16 protein-coding genes and 2 pseudogenes are annotated in these 16,334 nt (G+C 58.1%); 11 read left to right on the top strand and 7 right to left on the bottom strand.

The features are described 5' to 3' along the window. Positions 1-34: 34 nt before the first annotated feature. The 3 genes from fdhD to ACA079_RS01225 all read left to right on the top strand — a co-directional run bounded on the left by fdhD (position 35) and on the right by ACA079_RS01225 (position 3,990). Entirely contained in the window at positions 35-874 is an 840-nt protein-coding gene (gene fdhD / locus ACA079_RS01235) for a formate dehydrogenase accessory sulfurtransferase FdhD (RefSeq protein WP_497702313.1), read from the top strand. Beyond that, positions 871-3,219 carry an FdhF/YdeP family oxidoreductase gene (locus ACA079_RS01230; protein ID WP_497702312.1) on the top strand — a complete coding sequence of 783 codons (2,349 nt, stop codon included), beginning with the start codon at positions 871-873 and terminating at the stop codon, positions 3,217-3,219. The genes fdhD and ACA079_RS01230 overlap by 4 nt, the downstream gene beginning before the upstream one ends. A gap of 282 nt (positions 3,220-3,501) precedes the next feature. After that, positions 3,502-3,990, top strand: coding sequence for a glycine zipper domain-containing protein (locus tag ACA079_RS01225; protein ID WP_497702311.1), 489 nt, complete (start codon positions 3,502-3,504; stop codon positions 3,988-3,990). A 68-nt stretch (positions 3,991-4,058) separates the two neighbouring features. Here the strand turns inward: ACA079_RS01225 and ACA079_RS01220 are convergent, their stop codons facing one another. The 4 genes from ACA079_RS01220 to ACA079_RS01205 all read right to left on the bottom strand — a co-directional run bounded on the left by ACA079_RS01220 (position 4,059) and on the right by ACA079_RS01205 (position 8,738). Continuing rightward, entirely contained in the window at positions 4,059-4,478 is a 420-nt protein-coding gene (locus tag ACA079_RS01220) for an acyl-CoA thioesterase (RefSeq protein WP_497702310.1), read from the bottom strand. Positions 4,479-4,542: 64 nt separating this feature from the next. After that, positions 4,543-5,769 carry a 3-hydroxyacyl-CoA dehydrogenase gene (locus tag ACA079_RS01215; RefSeq protein ID WP_497702309.1) on the bottom strand — a complete coding sequence of 409 codons (1,227 nt, stop codon included), beginning with the start codon at positions 5,767-5,769 and terminating at the stop codon, positions 4,543-4,545. 102 nt (positions 5,770-5,871) lie between these two features. Continuing rightward, positions 5,872-7,806: a RecQ family ATP-dependent DNA helicase gene (locus tag ACA079_RS01210; RefSeq protein WP_497702308.1), complete on the bottom strand. Its 1,935-nt coding sequence runs from the start codon at positions 7,804-7,806 to the stop codon at positions 5,872-5,874. A gap of 428 nt (positions 7,807-8,234) precedes the next feature. Next, entirely contained in the window at positions 8,235-8,738 is a 504-nt protein-coding gene (locus ACA079_RS01205) for a polysaccharide deacetylase (RefSeq protein WP_497702307.1), read from the bottom strand. Positions 8,739-9,047: 309 nt separating this feature from the next. Here ACA079_RS01205 and ACA079_RS01200 point away from each other — a divergent pair, with 309 nt between their 5' ends. From ACA079_RS01200 to ACA079_RS01170, 7 genes and pseudogenes are all read left to right on the top strand, one after another. Next, positions 9,048-9,311: a hypothetical protein gene (locus ACA079_RS01200; protein ID WP_129439404.1), complete on the top strand. Its 264-nt coding sequence runs from the start codon at positions 9,048-9,050 to the stop codon at positions 9,309-9,311. Between the two features lie 101 nt (positions 9,312-9,412). Beyond that, complete coding sequence (locus tag ACA079_RS01195; protein WP_497702306.1) at positions 9,413-10,540, top strand: hypothetical protein; 1,128 nt, start codon at positions 9,413-9,415, stop codon at positions 10,538-10,540. Between the two features lie 244 nt (positions 10,541-10,784). After that, positions 10,785-11,081 carry a hypothetical protein gene (locus ACA079_RS01190; protein WP_497702305.1) on the top strand — a complete coding sequence of 99 codons (297 nt, stop codon included), beginning with the start codon at positions 10,785-10,787 and terminating at the stop codon, positions 11,079-11,081. A gap of 161 nt (positions 11,082-11,242) precedes the next feature. Beyond that, a pseudogene (locus ACA079_RS01185) lies at positions 11,243-11,345 on the top strand (transcriptional regulator); the annotation flags it as partial. A 113-nt stretch (positions 11,346-11,458) separates the two neighbouring features. Then, on the top strand, positions 11,459-11,629 hold the full coding sequence (locus ACA079_RS01180) for a YhfG family protein (RefSeq protein WP_497702304.1): 171 nt from the start codon (positions 11,459-11,461) through the stop codon (positions 11,627-11,629). Beyond that, the gene (locus ACA079_RS01175; protein ID WP_497702303.1) at positions 11,629-12,243 is read left to right on the top strand and encodes a putative adenosine monophosphate-protein transferase Fic; all 615 of its coding nucleotides are present in this window, start codon (positions 11,629-11,631) and stop codon (positions 12,241-12,243) included. Before ACA079_RS01180 ends, ACA079_RS01175 begins: the two co-directional genes overlap by 1 nt. 33 nt (positions 12,244-12,276) lie before the next feature. Beyond that, positions 12,277-12,642, top strand: a complete 366-nt coding sequence (locus ACA079_RS01170) for a DUF1493 family protein (protein ID WP_497702302.1) — start codon at positions 12,277-12,279, stop codon at positions 12,640-12,642. 130 nt (positions 12,643-12,772) lie between these two features. On the opposite strand, the gene ACA079_RS01165 is transcribed toward ACA079_RS01170, so the two are convergent. Together ACA079_RS01165 and hslO are read right to left on the bottom strand one after the other, a co-directional pair. Continuing rightward, positions 12,773-14,314: a phosphoenolpyruvate carboxykinase gene (locus ACA079_RS01165; RefSeq protein WP_497702301.1), complete on the bottom strand. Its 1,542-nt coding sequence runs from the start codon at positions 14,312-14,314 to the stop codon at positions 12,773-12,775. 182 nt (positions 14,315-14,496) lie between these two features. After that, entirely contained in the window at positions 14,497-15,399 is a 903-nt protein-coding gene (gene hslO, locus ACA079_RS01160; RefSeq protein WP_497702300.1) for an Hsp33 family molecular chaperone HslO, read from the bottom strand. 104 nt (positions 15,400-15,503) lie between these two features. On the opposite strand from hslO, the pseudogene ACA079_RS01155 reads away from it, so the two are divergent. Further along, a pseudogene (locus tag ACA079_RS01155) lies at positions 15,504-15,732 on the top strand (phosphatase PAP2 family protein); the annotation flags it as partial. Positions 15,733-15,902: 170 nt separating this feature from the next. Here ACA079_RS01155 and ACA079_RS01150 read toward each other — a convergent pair. Then, positions 15,903-16,310, bottom strand: coding sequence for an RNA-binding S4 domain-containing protein (locus tag ACA079_RS01150; RefSeq protein ID WP_253434830.1), 408 nt, complete (start codon positions 16,308-16,310; stop codon positions 15,903-15,905). Between the last annotated feature and the right edge of the window lie 24 nt (positions 16,311-16,334).

The following is a 16,334-nucleotide window of genomic DNA, read 5'->3' as shown; positions in this document are numbered from 1 at the left end:
GGCTTAAAGCAGCCTAAACCGTCGGTGATGCCTCATGAACGCCAAGCACCCTGTCTGCGCGGCGCCAGCCCTCGAAACGCCAGCGCCCGCCGCAAGCCAGACGTACAGTTACTGCGACCTTCAAGACACCGAATCAGCCAGCACCGCGCTGGCCGAAGAAGTCGCGTTGGCGATCGCTTATAACGGCATCAGTCAGGCGGTCATGTTGGTGACGCCGACGGACCTTGAAGACTTCATCGTCGGTTTCAGCCTCGGCAGCGGCATCATCGAAGACGCTTCCGACATTTATGACCTGCAACTCAGCGGCTCGGGATCAGCGCAATACGCGCAAGTGACCATTGCCAACCGCGCCTTCTGGAACCTCAAGCAACAGCGTCGGCAAATGGCTGGAACCAGCGGTTGCGGACTCTGCGGTGTGGAAGCGGTGGAGCAGGCATTGCCAGACCTCCAGATCCTGCCCGGCGCCCCCTTGCCACCCGCCGAATGGCTCGATGGTTTGCGTCAGCGCATCGGTGCGTTCCAGCCTCTTGGCCAGTACTCCGGCGCGGTGCACGCCGCCGTGTTTATGAACAGTCAGGGTCAATTGCTGATGGGCCGCGAAGACATCGGCCGACACAACGCACTCGACAAGCTGATCGGCGGGCTGATTCGCCAGAAGATCCCGACCACCGGCGGGCTGGCTATTGTCACCAGCCGTTGCAGTCTCGAATTGATCCAGAAAGTGTTGCGCGCAGGCATCCAGACCCTAGTCAGCCTGTCGTCGCCCACGGGCCTTGCCGTGCAATGGGCCCGTCGTCACAACCTCAATCTCATCCACCTGCCGCAGAAAAGTGCGCCGCGGGTCTACAGCCCTGCGACGGAGAACCAAGCGTGAGTCAACATCGTCAAGCCGACCAGAAACCCGTTCCGCGTTATAAGCCCTACAAAGGCCCGGCCGGTGGCTGGGGCGCGCTGGCCAGCGTTGCCCGGGCCTGGTTGACCAGCGACAACGCGCTGAAAAACCTGCGCATGATGCTCAAGACCAACAAGAACGGCGGGTTCGACTGCCCCGGCTGCGCTTGGGGCGACTCCAACGAAGCCGGCATGGTGGCGTTCTGCGAGAACGGCGCCAAAGCGGTGAACTGGGAAGCGACCAAACGCCGTGTCGACGGTGCGTTCTTTGCCAAACACAGCGTCAGTTCGTTGCTGGAACAGAGCGACTATTGGCTGGAATATCAGGGGCGTCTGACCGAGCCCCTAAGCTATGACGCCGAAACCGATCGCTACAAGCCGATCAGCTGGGAAGCGGCGTTCTCCTTGATCGCCAAACATTTGCAGGGCCTGTCGAGCCCGGATCAGGCCGAGTTCTACACCTCGGGCCGCGCCAGCAACGAAGCGGCGTACCTGTATCAATTGTTCGTGCGTGCCTATGGCACCAATAACTTCCCCGATTGCTCGAACATGTGCCACGAGGCCAGTGGTGTGGCCATGTCGCAAAGTGTCGGCGTCGGCAAAGGCACCGTCACCTTCGACGACTTCGAACACGCCGACGCGATTTTTGTCTGGGGTCAGAACCCTGGTACCAACCACCCACGGATGCTCGAACCGTTGCGCGAAGCGGTGAAACGCGGCGCTCAGGTGGTATGCATCAACCCGTTGAAAGAGCGCGGCCTGGAACGCTTCCAGCACCCGCAACACCCGATCGAAATGCTCACCAACGGCGACAAGCCGACCAACACCGCGTACTTCCGTCCGGCACTGGGCGGCGACATGGCGATCATGCGCGGCATGGCCAAGTTCCTGCTGCAGTGGGAGCGTGACGCACAGAAGGCGGGCGAGCCTGCCATATTCGACCACGACTTCCTCAATGAACACAGTGTCAACGTGCTGGAATACCTGGGCATCGTCGACGACACCTCGTGGGAGCAGATCGTCGAGCAATCCGGACTGACGCTGGTTGAAATCGAGCAAGCGGCGCGGATGTACGCCAAAGGCAAGAACGTGATCATGTGCTGGGCGATGGGCATCACACAGCATCGCCATTCGGTGGCGACCATCCAGGAAATCGCCAACCTGATGTTGCTGCGCGGCAACATCGGCCGACCCGGCGCCGGCCTGTGCCCGGTGCGCGGCCACAGTAACGTGCAGGGCGACCGGACCATGGGCATCAACGAGCGTCCGCCGGTGGCGTTCCTCGACTCCCTGGAGCGTCGCTTCAAGTTCAAGGTGCCGCGTGAAAACGGTCACAACGTGGTCGAGGCGATCCATGCCATGGCCGACGGCCGCGCGAAAGTCTTTATCGGTCTGGGCGGCAACTTCGCCCAAGCCACCCCGGACAGCTCCCGGACCTTCCAGGCCCTGAGCAACTGCGACCTGACCGTGCAAATCAGCACCAAGCTCAACCGCAGCCATTTGGCGCACGGTAAAGACGCGTTGATCCTGCCGTGCCTGGGCCGCACCGACATCGATATCCAGACCGAAGGCCCGCAAGCGGTGACCGTCGAAGACTCGTTCAGCATGGTTCACGCCTCCAACGGCCAGTTGCAGCCGCTGTCGAACCAGATGCGCTCCGAGCCGTCGATCATTGCCGGCATCGCCGCCGCGACCCTGGGCAGCAAACCGGTGGACTGGAACTGGCTGGTGGCCGATTACCGGCGCATCCGCGACCTGATCGCCGACACCATTGCGGGTTTCAAGGACTTCAACGAGAAGATCCAGAACCCGGGCGGGTTCTACCTCGGTAACAGCGCCGGTGCTCGCCGCTGGAATACCGCGTCGGGGCGCGCCAATTTCCGTCCGAACGTCCTGCCTAAAGATCTGGTGCATGAACGCACTCGCGCCACCGGCGTATTGCCGGACCTGATCATGCAGTCGATGCGCTCTCACGATCAGTACAACACCACGATTTATGGGCTTGATGACCGCTATCGCGGCGTAAAAGGTCAGCGTGATGTGTTGTTCGTCAATGAAGCCGACATCATTCGCCTGGGGTTCAAGCCGGGGCAGAAGGCTGACATCGTTTCGATCTGGGATGATGGCCGTGAGCGTCGGGTGAAGGGCTTTACGCTGCTGGCGTTTGATATCCCTGCCGGGCAAGCGGCGGCTTACTATCCGGAAGTGAATCCGCTGGTGCCGCTGGAAAGCATCGGGGATGGCAGCCATACGCCGACATCGAAGTTTGTGGCGATCCGGTTGGAAGCGGCGAGTGAAACCGGGTTGATTATGGCGAAGTCGGCTTAACGTATTGCCTGTTTTGGCCCCATCGCGAGCAAGCTCGCGATGACGGAAGCATATCCAGCGAATCTTCCGGATCAATCACTTTCCTAACGCCCACAAAAAAGGCCGTTTTTGCATGAAAACGGCCTATCCGAAGTAGCTAAAGACCGGCGAAAAATACTTAAGTTCCGGCTAAAAAACAGTAACTTATAGAAATGTGCTCAAGTCGTGTTACTCGTCGGATTTCGATTGTCACGACCATGACACAGCCTCAGGATCGCGCCGTCATCCCCTTGAGGTTCCTCTATGAAGTTCTCCTCGATTCTCTTGTTGTCCCTTGGCCTGGTCAGTGGCTTCGCTTCTGCCGGCGGCACCACCGAAGCAGGTGTGGGCGGCGCATTGGGCGGGGTTTTGGGCTCGGTCGTCGGTCAGTCACTAGGCGGCAGTACAGGTTCCACCATTGGCGCGGCCCTGGGCGGCGCGGGTGGTAGCGCAGTTGGCGCAGACAAACGCAGCCGTGGCGAAGCAGCCATTGGCGGTGCGTTGGGCGCAGCAGGCGGTAACGTGGTCGGCCGCAGCATGGGCGGCACCACCGGCAGCCTGATCGGCTCCGCAGCAGGCGGCGGCGCCGGTGGCGCGCTGGGTAACTACATGGGCAACAAGAGCGATGACGATGATAATGATCGTCGTTCCTATCGTGGTGGCCATGATGATCGTCGCTACTACCGTGGAGGCCGTCATGATCGCGGCCACCATTACGGGCATCGCAAGCACAAACATCGCTATCGCGACTGAGGTTGAATCACCTCGTTTACCGGTAGATCAAAAAATCGCAGCCCAAGGGCTGCGATTTTTTTTGCCCGTCAAACCACCAACCGCTGCAACGCCCCGCGCATCCCGGCAGGAATCGCCACCGGCTGATTAGAGGCCCGATCCACAAACACATGCACAAAGCGCCCTGCCGCGCAGGCTTCGTCTTCCCCGGCCTTGAACACCGCCAATTCGTATTGCACCGAACTGTTGCCCAATTTGCCCACCCGCAAACCGATTTCTATCCGGTCAGGGAAGGCAATGGAGGCGAAGTAATCGCAGGCCGAACTCACCACAAAGCCCACCACTTCGCCGTCATGGATATCCAGGCCGCCGACTTCGATCAGGTAGGTGTTCACCGCTGTATCGAAGAAGCTGTAATAGGTAACGTTATTGACGTGACCATAGGCGTCGTTGTCGTGCCAGCGGGTGGTGATGGGTTGGAAGTGGGGGTAGTCGGTGCGTTGATTCATGGGCGGCTCTCGTCTGGATGAGGCATTCCCACGCGGCGCGCGGGAGCGATCGAGTCGGTGAAGTCTACCGATCCGCAAACCCTTTACCCACCGCCGCCAGCTCCCCGATCAACCGAGCCGGTTTCCACTGATCACCCTGCTTGGTTTCCAGCTGCAACAATCTCAGATGAATATCCGCCAATCCCTGCTGGTCCGCCCAGGCCATCGGCCCACCCTTGTCCGCCGGGAAGCCATAACCGTTGAGGTACACCAGATCGATGTCGTGCGCCGATTCGGCAATCCCTTCCTGAAGAATCTTCGCTCCCTCGTTGACCAGTGCCAGCAAGCAGCGCTCCAGAATCTCCTCAGGCCCGATCTCGCGACGCTGGAAGCCCAACCCTTCGCTAACCTTCAGCACCAGCGCATCGACTTCAACATCGTGCTCAGCCTGGCGACTGCCCGACTCATAGTGGTAATAGCCATTGCCACTCTTCTGGCCGAAACGACCCAATTCGCACAGACGATTGTCCACCTGAACCTCAGGCGCATCCTGCCCTATGCCGGCCAACTGCCGAGCGCGCCACTCCAGATCGATGCCGACCACGTCGTACATGCGGAACGGCCCCATGGCGAAGCCAAAACCTTGCAGTGCCGCATCGACCTGATAGGGATAAGCGCCTTCGAGCAGCATCTTGCGCGCTTCGAGCACATACGGATGCAGCATGCGGTTGCCGATGAACCCATGGCAGTTGCCCGACACCACGCTGACTTTGTCCATGCGCTTGCCCAGTGCCAGAGCGGCCTCAAGCACCGCAGGTGAAGTCTCGGCACCACGAACGATTTCCAGCAGTTTCATGATGTGCGCCGGGCTGAAGAAGTGCAGGCCCAGGACCTGTTGCGGACGGCGAGTGACCGAGGCGATGGCATCAATATCCAGCGCCGAGGTATTACTGGCCAGGATCGCTTCAGGTTTGAGCAGATCGTCCAGTTCACGGAAGATTTTCTGCTTGAGCTCGAGGTTTTCGTACACCGCTTCGATGACCAGATCGACATCGCGGATTGCCGCGTAGTCAGCAGCCGCCATTACCCGCGCAATGCGAGCGTCCGCCTCGGCCTGATCGATCCGTCCCTGACGCACGTTGTGTGCGTAGGTGTCCGCCACGGTAGCCAGCGCCTGCTCAAGCATCTGTGGATTGTTATCGACCCACTGCACCGGGACGCCGGCGTTGGCCAGACACATGACAATGCCACGGCCCATGGTGCCTGCGCCAATGACGGCGGCGCGCTGAATATTGAACGTTGTCTGGCTCATAGTTGTTCTCTTGTTGGCGATCCAAAGACAGCCTTCACCATAGTCAGCCACCGCGAACTTTTGAAATTTATTCCTGTGATGAGCAACATTCAGCGGATGGATCTACGCCGGCAAATGCGCCTCGGCCCACGTCCGGACTTCGGCATACGGATAATCCTCCAGCGCCGCAAACCCGGGAATCGACCGTGCCTTGAGCTTGGTGAACAGCGGAACGCCGATGCCGCATAAAAACCGCGTCACGCGTTCCGCCGACGGAACGTTGCCGGTGTGCTGCTCATGCCTGTGGATAAAATCACCGCACAACGCCTCGAAGTTTTTATCCACAAGCGCCGGTAATTCCGGTGGCGTCGGCAACCGCGCCACATCCCCGTGACACACCGAACAATGCCCGCACTGCTGCGGCGCATTTTCATCGCCGAAGTACTCGGCCAGGCGATAACCCAGGCAATGGTCCGTGGCGAACAAATCCAGCATCGCGTGAATCCGCGCGATCTCGGTGCGCTCGTGCCGGGTGAAATAGGCGTGTAGCTCGGCGCTCAGGGCCTGGCTGTTGAAGTCCGTTTGCAACAGGCTGTAGACCTCGGTCATCTGCTTGCTTTCGAGCTCGACCCAGCCCTTTTCCTGGAAATAATCCAGCGCCTTCACCACGCGATTACGCTCGGCCTGATGCTGCTCATACAGCGCGTCGAAATTCACCGTGGCCCAGGTCCGCGCACGGTTCGATGTCTGGATGATCGCCGCGACGAAGTCCTTGCGCTCACCCTCGAAACGGGCCAGCAAAGCCTCGGGCTCCTGCAAGTACTTGAAGCGATATTCGGCGTAATAGGCGTAACGCGGCGCAATGATTCCGCGCAGCTCCAATTGCACCAGTAAAGTCTTGAGTGGCAATTGGCGGATGTTGCTTTGGTCCGCCAACGGCCCCAACAGAAATTCCCACTGCCCCTCGGGCGCGGCGGCTTGCAACTCGTCGAGCACATAGCGGATGCCATCCAGCTCAGGCGTATCGCCGTAGACGAAGTTTTCCAGCACGTTGAGACTGTCGCGGTTGGCCAATACCAGGCAGTCGGACGGCTGCCCGTCACGCCCGGCGCGGCCGATTTCCTGGCTGTAGTTTTCGATGGATTTGGGCAGGTCGAAATGCACCACGTTGCGGATGTCGCTTTTGTCGATGCCCATGCCGAAGGCGATGGTGGCAACGATGCAATTGGACTGCCCGCCCATGAACCGGCGCTGGATGGCTTCGCGTTGTTCGTGGGGCAGACCGGCGTGATAAGCCTCGGCCTGAATGCCGTTGCGGACCAGATGTTCGGCAATGTGCTCGGCGGTTTTCTGCAGGGTGACGTAGACAATGCTCGGCTGGTCGGGACGCTGGCTCATCCATTCGACAAGGCGTCGGCGTTTGTCCTGCCCGCGCACCGGCTCGACCAACAGATTGAGGTTCGGCCGGTAGAAACCGGTGGTCACCACATCGTCGGGGGCGATGGCGAACTTGGCCTCCATGTCGGCGATCACCTTGGGTGTCGCGGTGGCGGTCAGCAGCAGCGCCTGAGGGATGTTGAACTGGCGCTGATAGTCGGGGAGCTTGAGGTAGTCAGGACGGAAATTGTGGCCCCACTCCGAGATGCAGTGCGCCTCGTCCACCACCAGCAACGAGATCGGCACCTGCTGCAAGAAATTGCGGAAACGCTCGTTCTTCAGGCGCTCCACGGAAATCATCAAGATCTTCAGCTCGCCAGACTTGGCCCGAGCCATCACGTCACTGGCGTCATCGCGGCTCTGGGCCGAATCGATACTGCCCGCCGCAATGCCGTGGCGCTGCAGGAACGCCAGTTGATCCTGCATCAACGCCAGCAGCGGCGAGACCACCAGCGTCAGGTGCGGCAGCAGCAAGGCTGGCAATTGATAACAAAGGGACTTGCCCGAGCCGGTGGGGAAAATCGCCGCGGCCGAACGCCCGGCCAACACCGCGCTGACCGCCGCTTCCTGGCCGGGCCGAAACTGTGGATAACCGAAAACCTGTTCCAGGGTGTTGTGCATAAGCTGTCACTCCGTTGACCGCTGCGAAGCCCAAAGCCTAGCCGGCAAACGCAGCGAGTCGAGAAAAGGTCGGGGACCAAAACGATACGGGATGATACAGCCTCGACCCAAGGTCCTTTGCCACAGGATGAAACAAACGAAACACTTTGTTCCTCACGGTGCCGCTCAATCTGACGTTAAGGTCGCCTCGCACAACCACTGTCCGCGCACTTCACATCACGGCAGGACGCCTGATGAGCGCGGCACTTGAACAAGGAACGACCATGCCTCACAAACTGTTTTATGCAATCGCCCTGATCCTGACATCCTTGCTGCTGAGTGGCTGCGATGGGCTTCCCGGAGAGCCACCGTTGCTCGCTACATGCGACTCTCTGGAGTGTTCAGCCCAACAGGCTTGGCGAACATCCTGACGACCGCGGGGTAGATGGCTACGGCGCCATCACGGCCACCCGGAGCTGCTCGTTCAACACCTGCTCCTGAAACACCCGGCTCTTGCTCGCCCACACAGCATGGGCCGGACTGATTTCGCCAGTGAAAGCCGCCGCCAACTGACGCAAATCAGCGACGCTTCGCACGCGGGGGCAGAAGGGATCGCCGTCGCAGTTCTGGCTGGCGCTGCGGTAGGTGGTCAGCAGCCGGTCCCACAGCCCGTCACGCACCTGCCTGACCGACTTGAGCTTCACATCCTGCACGCCCAGTTGTTGTTTCAGGCTCTGTTCGTCCAGCGCTTCGCTGGCCAGCAATGCCTTGCCGAACATAAGCACTTCAGCACGGAAAGCGGTGTCCATGCTCGCCTGACTGGTCAGCGCATCCGGCCAACCGGTGCGGTCCATATTGGCCAGGACCATCGAGTTACCGGCATCAGCAGCACCTGCTGCGCGACAAATCCCGGCCCACAGCAACAAAATCGAGGCCATACGTAGCCATTGCATACTTAATTCCCTTTAAGCGTTGGACGGACGTTTCGAAACGTCCTACTGATTCTGGCGCGCACCATACAGAGGTTTGATGCGTTGCGCCTGACAAACCCGTAGGAAATTTGCCGTCTAGGGGTTTAGGCGTAAAAAACCTCGGGAAACGCGTAGGTTCGGTCCGAAAAGGCAGGTAAAACCCCTACAAAACCTGTCCATCGAAGCTGTATTGCCGCGCGGCGCCGTGCCCTTCTATAGTTTGCGGGCGCGGCTGAAACAGGGTGTCGACCTGCCAGCGAGACTGCCCGACTTCCTACAGGACTGACCTAAATGCAAGACCGCTACCGTCCACTCAAAACCAGCTACAGCGAAACGCCCGTCCTCGTCATCGACACCACGGCCAGCACCGGTGCCGTCCTCGACGCAGCGCACCAACGCCTGCGCGCAGCCAGCGATTTGCTCGAAACGCTTTATTGCCTGTGCTTCAAACAGGCCGACGTTAAAGACATCCCTCATATAGTGAATGCGCTTTATTTACTAACGCAGGATGGTTGCGAGCTCCTGGAAGTTGCCAAACAAAGAATAGAACACTAAAACTTCAAATACACACTACAACCCCGGCAACAACTAACCACTTCATTATTTAAATAACTCAAACTAGTCTGCACGCTCTTAAACCAAACAAGAGCACAACAATGACTACATTGACTATTTTCTTTTGCGGTACCGGCTCGACTAAATTCGACAACCAAAATTCAACTTACTGGAACGGCGAACTGGTTTCGGCACTGGCCTCCCATCATGCTGGCCGAGAGTTTGCCGAATGGATCGTCATTGACGGCCCTGGCACCAGCAACCTGCAAGCTGATGAGCTGTTCACCAAATCCAAGGACTACGGCCTGAGCGGCACGTTGTTCGGCAAGGGCTGGGAGGAGAACGTAAAGCACGCCATCAACATCATCAAAGGCCAGTGTGACTGGCAACGTGAAAAACTGACCGAGACCGAATACAACCGCCTGAAGGCTGCAGGCATTCCAATCGAAGACGTGATCGTCGAAGGCTCCTGGCTGTGGCGTAAATATAACTACGGCGACCGCAGCGTGACCCAGCAGAAGTTGCAAGAACAAATCATTAAAACGTTTCGCAAGGACGGCGTAATTCCAACAAAGGTCAACTTGGTAGGCTGGAGCCGCGGCGGTATTAGTTGCCATATGCTGGCCAATGCCATGTTCAAGGACAGCGCGCTGAAGAACATCCCGGTCAATATCTTTGCGATTGATCCGGTACCGGGCATCGGCAACTTTCAGGAAGACAAAGTAAAACTGAATACCAACGTAAAAGAATACGTCGGCTTCTACGCTCGGAACGAGCGCTCCAAAGGCTTCAGCTGCGTCATCCCACAAACGGCCACCGGCACCCGAACCCACATTTACCCGATGCCCGGCCGCCATGGCACGCTGGTTGGCAACGCCGCAGCAGACGGTGTCAGCGGCCCTAAAGCGCTGGCCGAACCCGGCCTGATCGTCCGCCACTTTGCCGAAGCGTGCCTGAAACGTTGGGGCGTGCCGCTGGACAAAAACCTCAACCTGACCTCGGCGGACCTGCAGAACCACCACAACGCCATGGCCAGCGCCGCTGTGAAATACAAAGCGATGGAAAAGTGCTCATACACCTACTTCACCGAGCTGGACCAAGGCGAGCGATATGTTTCGCTGGGCAGCAACGGGGTCAAGTTCTCGGCAGTGAAAGGCACGATCTACGCGCCAGCGACCGGGCTGACCACTGGCCTGCTGGATGTTGCTTCGTATCAGCATATTCGTTGAATTGATGGGAGCGGGGTTCGGCCAAGCTGATTGCGGAAAAACGCGAGAAATTGCGTCACGGAAAACTCCTATAGAAAGGGCCTAGCCGAGGTTCGGCCCGTTCCTACAAGCGGGGACTCTTTGTCGTCTATCGCCACCCGGCTGCTCACACCTATAGTCGGGCTGTCGCTGCTAATTCAGCGACTCGGGCTTGGTCACCCGACAAAGAGAGCGCACATTCCCAATTAATTAGAGGTGTTCTTCAGTGACCACATTCAATCCGTTTCCAAGCCGCTACCGCCCACTCGAAACAAACCTCACCGACTCCCCGCCCCTGATCATCGACACAGAGGCCAATCCGCAAGACATCCTCGAAGCCGCCCTCCAGCGCATCCGCGCTTCCAGCGACCTACTCAAAACCCTACATTGCCAATGCTTCAAAAACGGTGACGTGGAAGACATACCGCATATCACCCACGCCCTCTACCTGTTGACTCAGGACGGCTGCGACCTACTGAAAGTCGCCCAACAACGCATGATGGGCTGGAAAGCACCAACCTGACGCCGAGCGAAGATCGTTCCCACGCTCTGCGTGGGAATGCCTCAAGGGGCGCTCCGCAACCACTGTGACGCAGAGCGTCACGGGATGCGTTACCACGCAGAGCGTGGGACGATCAGATGAACGCAAAGCGTTGAAAGTCGTCATCAAACACAGGGGTAACCATGAGCAAGTTTTTTGATGAACTTGGAAAGCGTGCAACAGATGGACGAGATCGTACGGGGTGGGCGACGGCTTTCCCGCGAATTCCATGTTGATACGTTGAAGACGTTGCCACGCTCAACCTGGGAACGATCATCCTCCGCGAAGCATCAAAAATACCGGTCTATCAACCAGATCGTTTGAGCTACACTTGGGCATTGCACAAAGAGGCAGATGTCATGAGCGAACTGACTTTTCAGCAAAAACAGGATTATTACGACAAGGTGCGCCGTTCAAATTACTTGGCGAGCTTGCGTCTTGAAGGCTTCGACACTTCGCGTGCCGATGCTGAAAAACCGCTCCCATCGCGGGAGTCGGTACTCAATAAATATCGTCAGAATCCACGTTAATGGTGGATAAATACGGGGTCGGCCAAGACCCCTATTGCTACCCTGGCAGCGACGTTCTGCGTAACCTGCTCAACATTCATGATGAAGAGCAACTACAAAAAGCAGAGCGAGAACTCTCAGAAATCGCCGTCAGCAAATTCCGCCTCCTCCCCCCTCCGTACGACCTCAGCCTTTTACAGCATATTCATAAATCCTTGTTTTCCGATGTCTACGAATGGGCGGGACTATTGAGGACAGTGAATATCCAGAAAGGAGACACACTTTTCTGCACAGCAGACCGAATCGCCCCTGAAGCCGAGAAAATTTTTCGGGTTATGGAAAGTGCTGCTTGGTTCGTAGGCGCCAGTAAAGCGGAACTCGTCGTCAAGGTTGCTGAAACGTATGGTGATTTAAACGTAATTCACCCTTTTCGCGAAGGTAACGGTCGGGCTCAACGAATCTTGTTTGAGCAGATCATCATCAATGCAGGGTTTGCAGTTGATTGGTGGCTGATCAAAGACAGCGCATGGATTCCCGCGAACATTGATGCGGTAACCTGCGACTACCGTGGCCTCGAAGTTATTTTCGAACGTTGCATTGGGGATCAGTTGAATATGCCACCACTACTGAATTGACCGTTTCTGCCCCCGGTATCGGATAAATCCGCAATGAACCTCGCCCCCAACTTCCCCGACGACCACACCATGCATCTGCTCATGCAGCTGCTGCACGAAGAGCTAGGCCTGCCCGAACGCAAAACCATCAGCCTCACCACCTCAATCAACTTCGACCTCGGCTGCGACGGCATCGATGCGCGAAACCTGCTGGAAGCATTGGAAGAACAATTCGCCATCGACTTCATCGACTACGACGCCTATCGCTACTTTCAACCGGAAGGGTTTGATGTGTTTCTCAAGCGCAGAGCCAAGGGGCGTGGCGACAAGGTCCCGCTGACTATCGGAATGATTTACCAAGCGATCAAGTTGCAACGGTGGGATACACAGGAATTGGAAGGCATCTCGCCGAACGCGTAAGTGCCATTATTCTGGTCGTTTAGCGGCAATTCAGATGGAATATTGGCAGTTGTGCGTTTGACGGTTTAAACCGAGCGCCCACAAAAAAGCCGCCCCAAAGGGCGGCTTTCTCATTACATCAAACCGAATCTTACAACTTCGGCCCAGCAGCCTTGATCGCGTCGCTCACTTCAAACTTCTTGAAGTTCTCAACAAACAATCCAGCCAATGCTTTAGCGGCTTCATCGTAAGCAGCCTTGTCAGCCCAAGTGTTACGTGGGTTCAACAGGCCAGTTTCAACGCCCGGTACGGCCAGTGGCACGTCGAGGTTGATGGTGTCGAGGTGTTCGGTTTCAGCACCGATCAACGCGCCGCTCTGGATCGCTGCGATCACGCCGCGAGTGGTCGGGATGTTGAAGCGTTTGCCGACGCCGTAGCCACCGCCGGTCCAGCCGGTGTTGACCAGGTAGACCTTGGAGCCGAAGCCGCGGATGCGCTTGATCAGCAACTCTGCGTATTCGCCAGCCGGACGCGGGAAGAACGGTGCGCCGAAGCAGGTGGAGAAAGTCGACTTGATGCCGCTGCCGGAACCCATTTCGGTCGAGCCCACCAGTGCGGTGTAGCCGGACAGGAAGTGGTAGGCCGCTTGTTCTTCGCTGAGGATCGACACTGGCGGCAGCACGCCGGTCAGGTCGCAGGTCAGGAAGATCACAGCGTTTGGCTCGCCACCGAGGTTTTTCTCGGAACGCTTGGCAACGTGCTCCAGCGGGTAGGCGGCGCGGCTGTTCTGGGTCAGGCTGACATCAGCGTAATCGGCGTGCTTGGCGTCATCGATAACGACGTTTTCCAGGACTGCGCCGTGCTTGATGGCTTTCCAGATGACCGGCTCGTTCTTCTCGGACAGGTCGATGCACTTGGCGTAGCAGCCGCCTTCGATGTTGAAGACAACGCCTTCACCCCAGCCGTGCTCGTCGTCACCGATCAGGTAACGGCTTTCATCGGCGGACAGGGTGGTTTTGCCGGTGCCGGACAGACCGAAGAACAGGGTCACGTCGCCCGCTTCGCCGATGTTGGCGGCGCAGTGCATTGGCAGTACGTCGGCAGCCGGCAGCAGGTAGTTCTGCACCGAGAACATGGCTTTCTTCATTTCACCGGCGTAACGCATGCCGGCGATCAGCACTTTCTTTTGAGCGAAGTTGAGGATCACGCAACCGTCGGAGTTGGTGCCGTCACGCTCTGGCACGCATTCGAAGTTGGCAACGTTGAGCACTTGCCACTCATCACGGCCAGCCGGGTTGTACTTTTCCGGGTTGATGAAAAGGCAACGACCGAACAGGTTCTGCCAGGCAGTCTGGGTGGTCATCTTCACGGCCAGGTAGTGGTCTTCGGACGCACCTACATGTACGTGGGAAACGAAGTGCTCTTGCGCGTTGTTGAACGCTTCAACGCGGTCCCACAGGGCATCGAACTTGTCGGCCGGGAACTTGCGGTTGATCGGGCCCCAGGCGATGGAAGCCGAGGTGGACGGCTCGTCAACGATGAAACGATCGACTGGCGAGCGGCCGGTGCGGTGACCGGTGCGAACAGTCAGCGCGCCGGTATCGGCAAGCTCGCCCTCACCGCGACTCAGAGCTTCTTTTACCAGATCATCAACACTCAGATCGGTGTACACGGCGTTATTGGCTTGCGTCATGAGATTCCCCGTCGGCCAGTGGCCGAGTGTGCTCCAAACGTTTTGTAGTAGAAAGTCGTGCACTACTACCGCGACAAAAAGTGGGCCGGATTATGCCAGAAAAGCCCAAAAATAGTAGGGCCCTCCCGTCAGAACGGCGTTATTCCGGCACAAACCAGTGAATTTACCTGCGCTGAACCGTTTTAGTGACGGGTATCTGACGGCGTATCGACGCCCGCTCCAGCGAATAATTGAGCGATGTCGGCAGCGTCGAACAGGTAGCGCTCGTTGCAAAACTGACAGTCAATTTCAATATTGCCACCGTGTTCGATCACGAGTGACTGGGCATCTTCCAGACCCAAACTGACCAGCGCATTGGCAGAACGTTCGCGCGAGCAGCTGCAACGGAAGCGCAGTTTCTGCACATCGAACAGACGAACCTGCTCTTCGTGGTAGAGACGATGGAGGATGGTTTCGTTGTCCAGGCTCAGCAATTCATCGGCGGTCAGGGTGCTGCCCAGCGCAGTGATGTGCTGCCAGCTGGCGGCGCGTTCTTCTTCGTCTTTCAATCGATCAGCAGGCAGTTGCTGCAGCAACAGGCCACGGGCGCGACGACCATCGGCGTACAACCAGAAACGCGTACCGACTTGTTGGGACATCACGAAGTAGTTAGTGAAGCACTCCGACAGGGTTTCGCCATCGAGGTCGACGATGCCCTGGTAACGCTGGCCCTGGGTCGGGTCGACGGTCAACGCCAATACGCCGTTGGGCATCAGGTCGGCGAGGGTCGCGTCGGGGGCGATCTGGTCGGCTTCATATCGGGCCAGGCCACGGATTTCGCGCTCGCTGGAGCACTCGATCATCAGCAGCGGGATCGGACCTTCGGAACGGGCCTGGAGAATCAGCAAGCCATCGAATTTCAACGTGCCGACCAACAACGACGCCGCTGCCATCAGCTCGCCGAGCAGTTGCGCAACCGGCTCCGGGTACGGGTGTTTAGCGAGGACTTCGGCGTAGCTACGCTCCAACCCGACCAGTTCGCCGCGGGTGTCGCTGTCATCGAAGATGAAGCGTTGGGTGTAGTCGGTATCCGGTAAATCGGTCATAGGTCTGGGTATCTGAAGTAATGACAAGATGATTTCAAACAGCGAGAAATTGCGCCTCTGCGGCACCATTTTGGTGCGCGATGTTCAGCCGTGAGAGGCATTTTATGAACAATCCGGGTTTGTTCCAAGCAAGGTGGAAACTCCGCCGGTTGGCCTTATGCAATTTTGTGCCCTGTCGTACTGGCCATCTGGTTATGGCCTACGGGTCAGAGGCTGTGTGTGGTTTTCGACGAGTGGCGCTTTCACCCATCCAACGCGCTGCTGGCGATTAACCCGATATGGCTACACGTTTGGGCAATTACAAGTCTGCGTCCCTTCGATGCGGTGGTGGGTGGTGGGTGGTGGGTGGTGGGTGGTGCGTAGCATCTGACTAGTCAGGCACGCCTGGCGAGTGCTTCGCACTCGATCGCGAGCAAGTTCGCTCCCACAAGGACTGCGCAAATACCTGTGGGAGCGAGCTTGCTCGCGAAGGCTGCTTCACAGGCTACACAGAAGCAACTGACTTACTCGTCGTTGCTGCTTCCACGAAACTTGAACAAATCCCGTCGCTGCTTCTTGCTCGGCTTGCCATCGGTGCTCACGCCCAGTGCACCGGCCTTACGCATGGCCGCAGCCGCCTCGCGCTTGGCGATGCTGGCTTCGGTCTCGGCGTAGAGCGCCTGAGCCTCTGGTGCGCCACGGCGCACGATCGACAGCGCCTGAACCACCACCGTGCGCTCCTCGAACCCTGCGCGAATCTGAAACTCGTCGCCGATCCTCGGCTCCTTGCCCGGCTTGCAGCGCTCGCCCCGGCAATGCACCTTGCCGCTTTCAATCGCCGCCTTGGCCAAGGCACGTGTTTTATAAAAACGCGCAGCCCACAACCATTTATCGAGACGGACTTTGTCGTCCTCTTCCTGTTTTTGTGCCACTTGAATTCCTCTCTCAGCCAATAG

The sequence above is a fragment of the Pseudomonas sp. LBUM1645 genome (assembly GCF_059716185.1).
The sequence above is the reverse complement of the archived record's forward strand: the minus strand, read 5'-3'. Positions and strand labels throughout refer to the sequence as shown.

Excerpts from the sequence above, each read along its gene's own strand:
- ACA079_RS01200 (WP_129439404.1), top strand. The coding sequence starts at position 9,048 with ATGCAAGACCGCTACCGTCCACTCAAAACCAGCTACAGCGAAACGCCC.
- ACA079_RS01225 (WP_497702311.1), top strand. The coding sequence starts at position 3,502 with ATGAAGTTCTCCTCGATTCTCTTGTTGTCCCTTGGCCTGGTCAGTGGC.
- ACA079_RS01210 (WP_497702308.1), bottom strand. The coding sequence starts at position 7,806 with ATGCACAACACCCTGGAACAGGTTTTCGGTTATCCACAGTTTCGGCCC.
- ACA079_RS01175 (WP_497702303.1), top strand. The coding sequence starts at position 11,629 with ATGGTGGATAAATACGGGGTCGGCCAAGACCCCTATTGCTACCCTGGC.
- ACA079_RS01205 (WP_497702307.1), bottom strand. The coding sequence starts at position 8,738 with ATGCAATGGCTACGTATGGCCTCGATTTTGTTGCTGTGGGCCGGGATT.
- ACA079_RS01195 (WP_497702306.1), top strand. The coding sequence starts at position 9,413 with ATGACTACATTGACTATTTTCTTTTGCGGTACCGGCTCGACTAAATTC.
- ACA079_RS01165 (WP_497702301.1), bottom strand. The coding sequence starts at position 14,314 with ATGACGCAAGCCAATAACGCCGTGTACACCGATCTGAGTGTTGATGAT.
- ACA079_RS01220 (WP_497702310.1), bottom strand. The coding sequence starts at position 4,478 with ATGAATCAACGCACCGACTACCCCCACTTCCAACCCATCACCACCCGC.
- ACA079_RS01170 (WP_497702302.1), top strand. The coding sequence starts at position 12,277 with ATGAACCTCGCCCCCAACTTCCCCGACGACCACACCATGCATCTGCTC.
- ACA079_RS01215 (WP_497702309.1), bottom strand. The coding sequence starts at position 5,769 with ATGAGCCAGACAACGTTCAATATTCAGCGCGCCGCCGTCATTGGCGCA.
- hslO (WP_497702300.1), bottom strand. The coding sequence starts at position 15,399 with ATGACCGATTTACCGGATACCGACTACACCCAACGCTTCATCTTCGAT.
- fdhD (WP_497702313.1), top strand. The coding sequence starts at position 35 with ATGAACGCCAAGCACCCTGTCTGCGCGGCGCCAGCCCTCGAAACGCCA.
- ACA079_RS01180 (WP_497702304.1), top strand. The coding sequence starts at position 11,459 with ATGAGCGAACTGACTTTTCAGCAAAAACAGGATTATTACGACAAGGTG.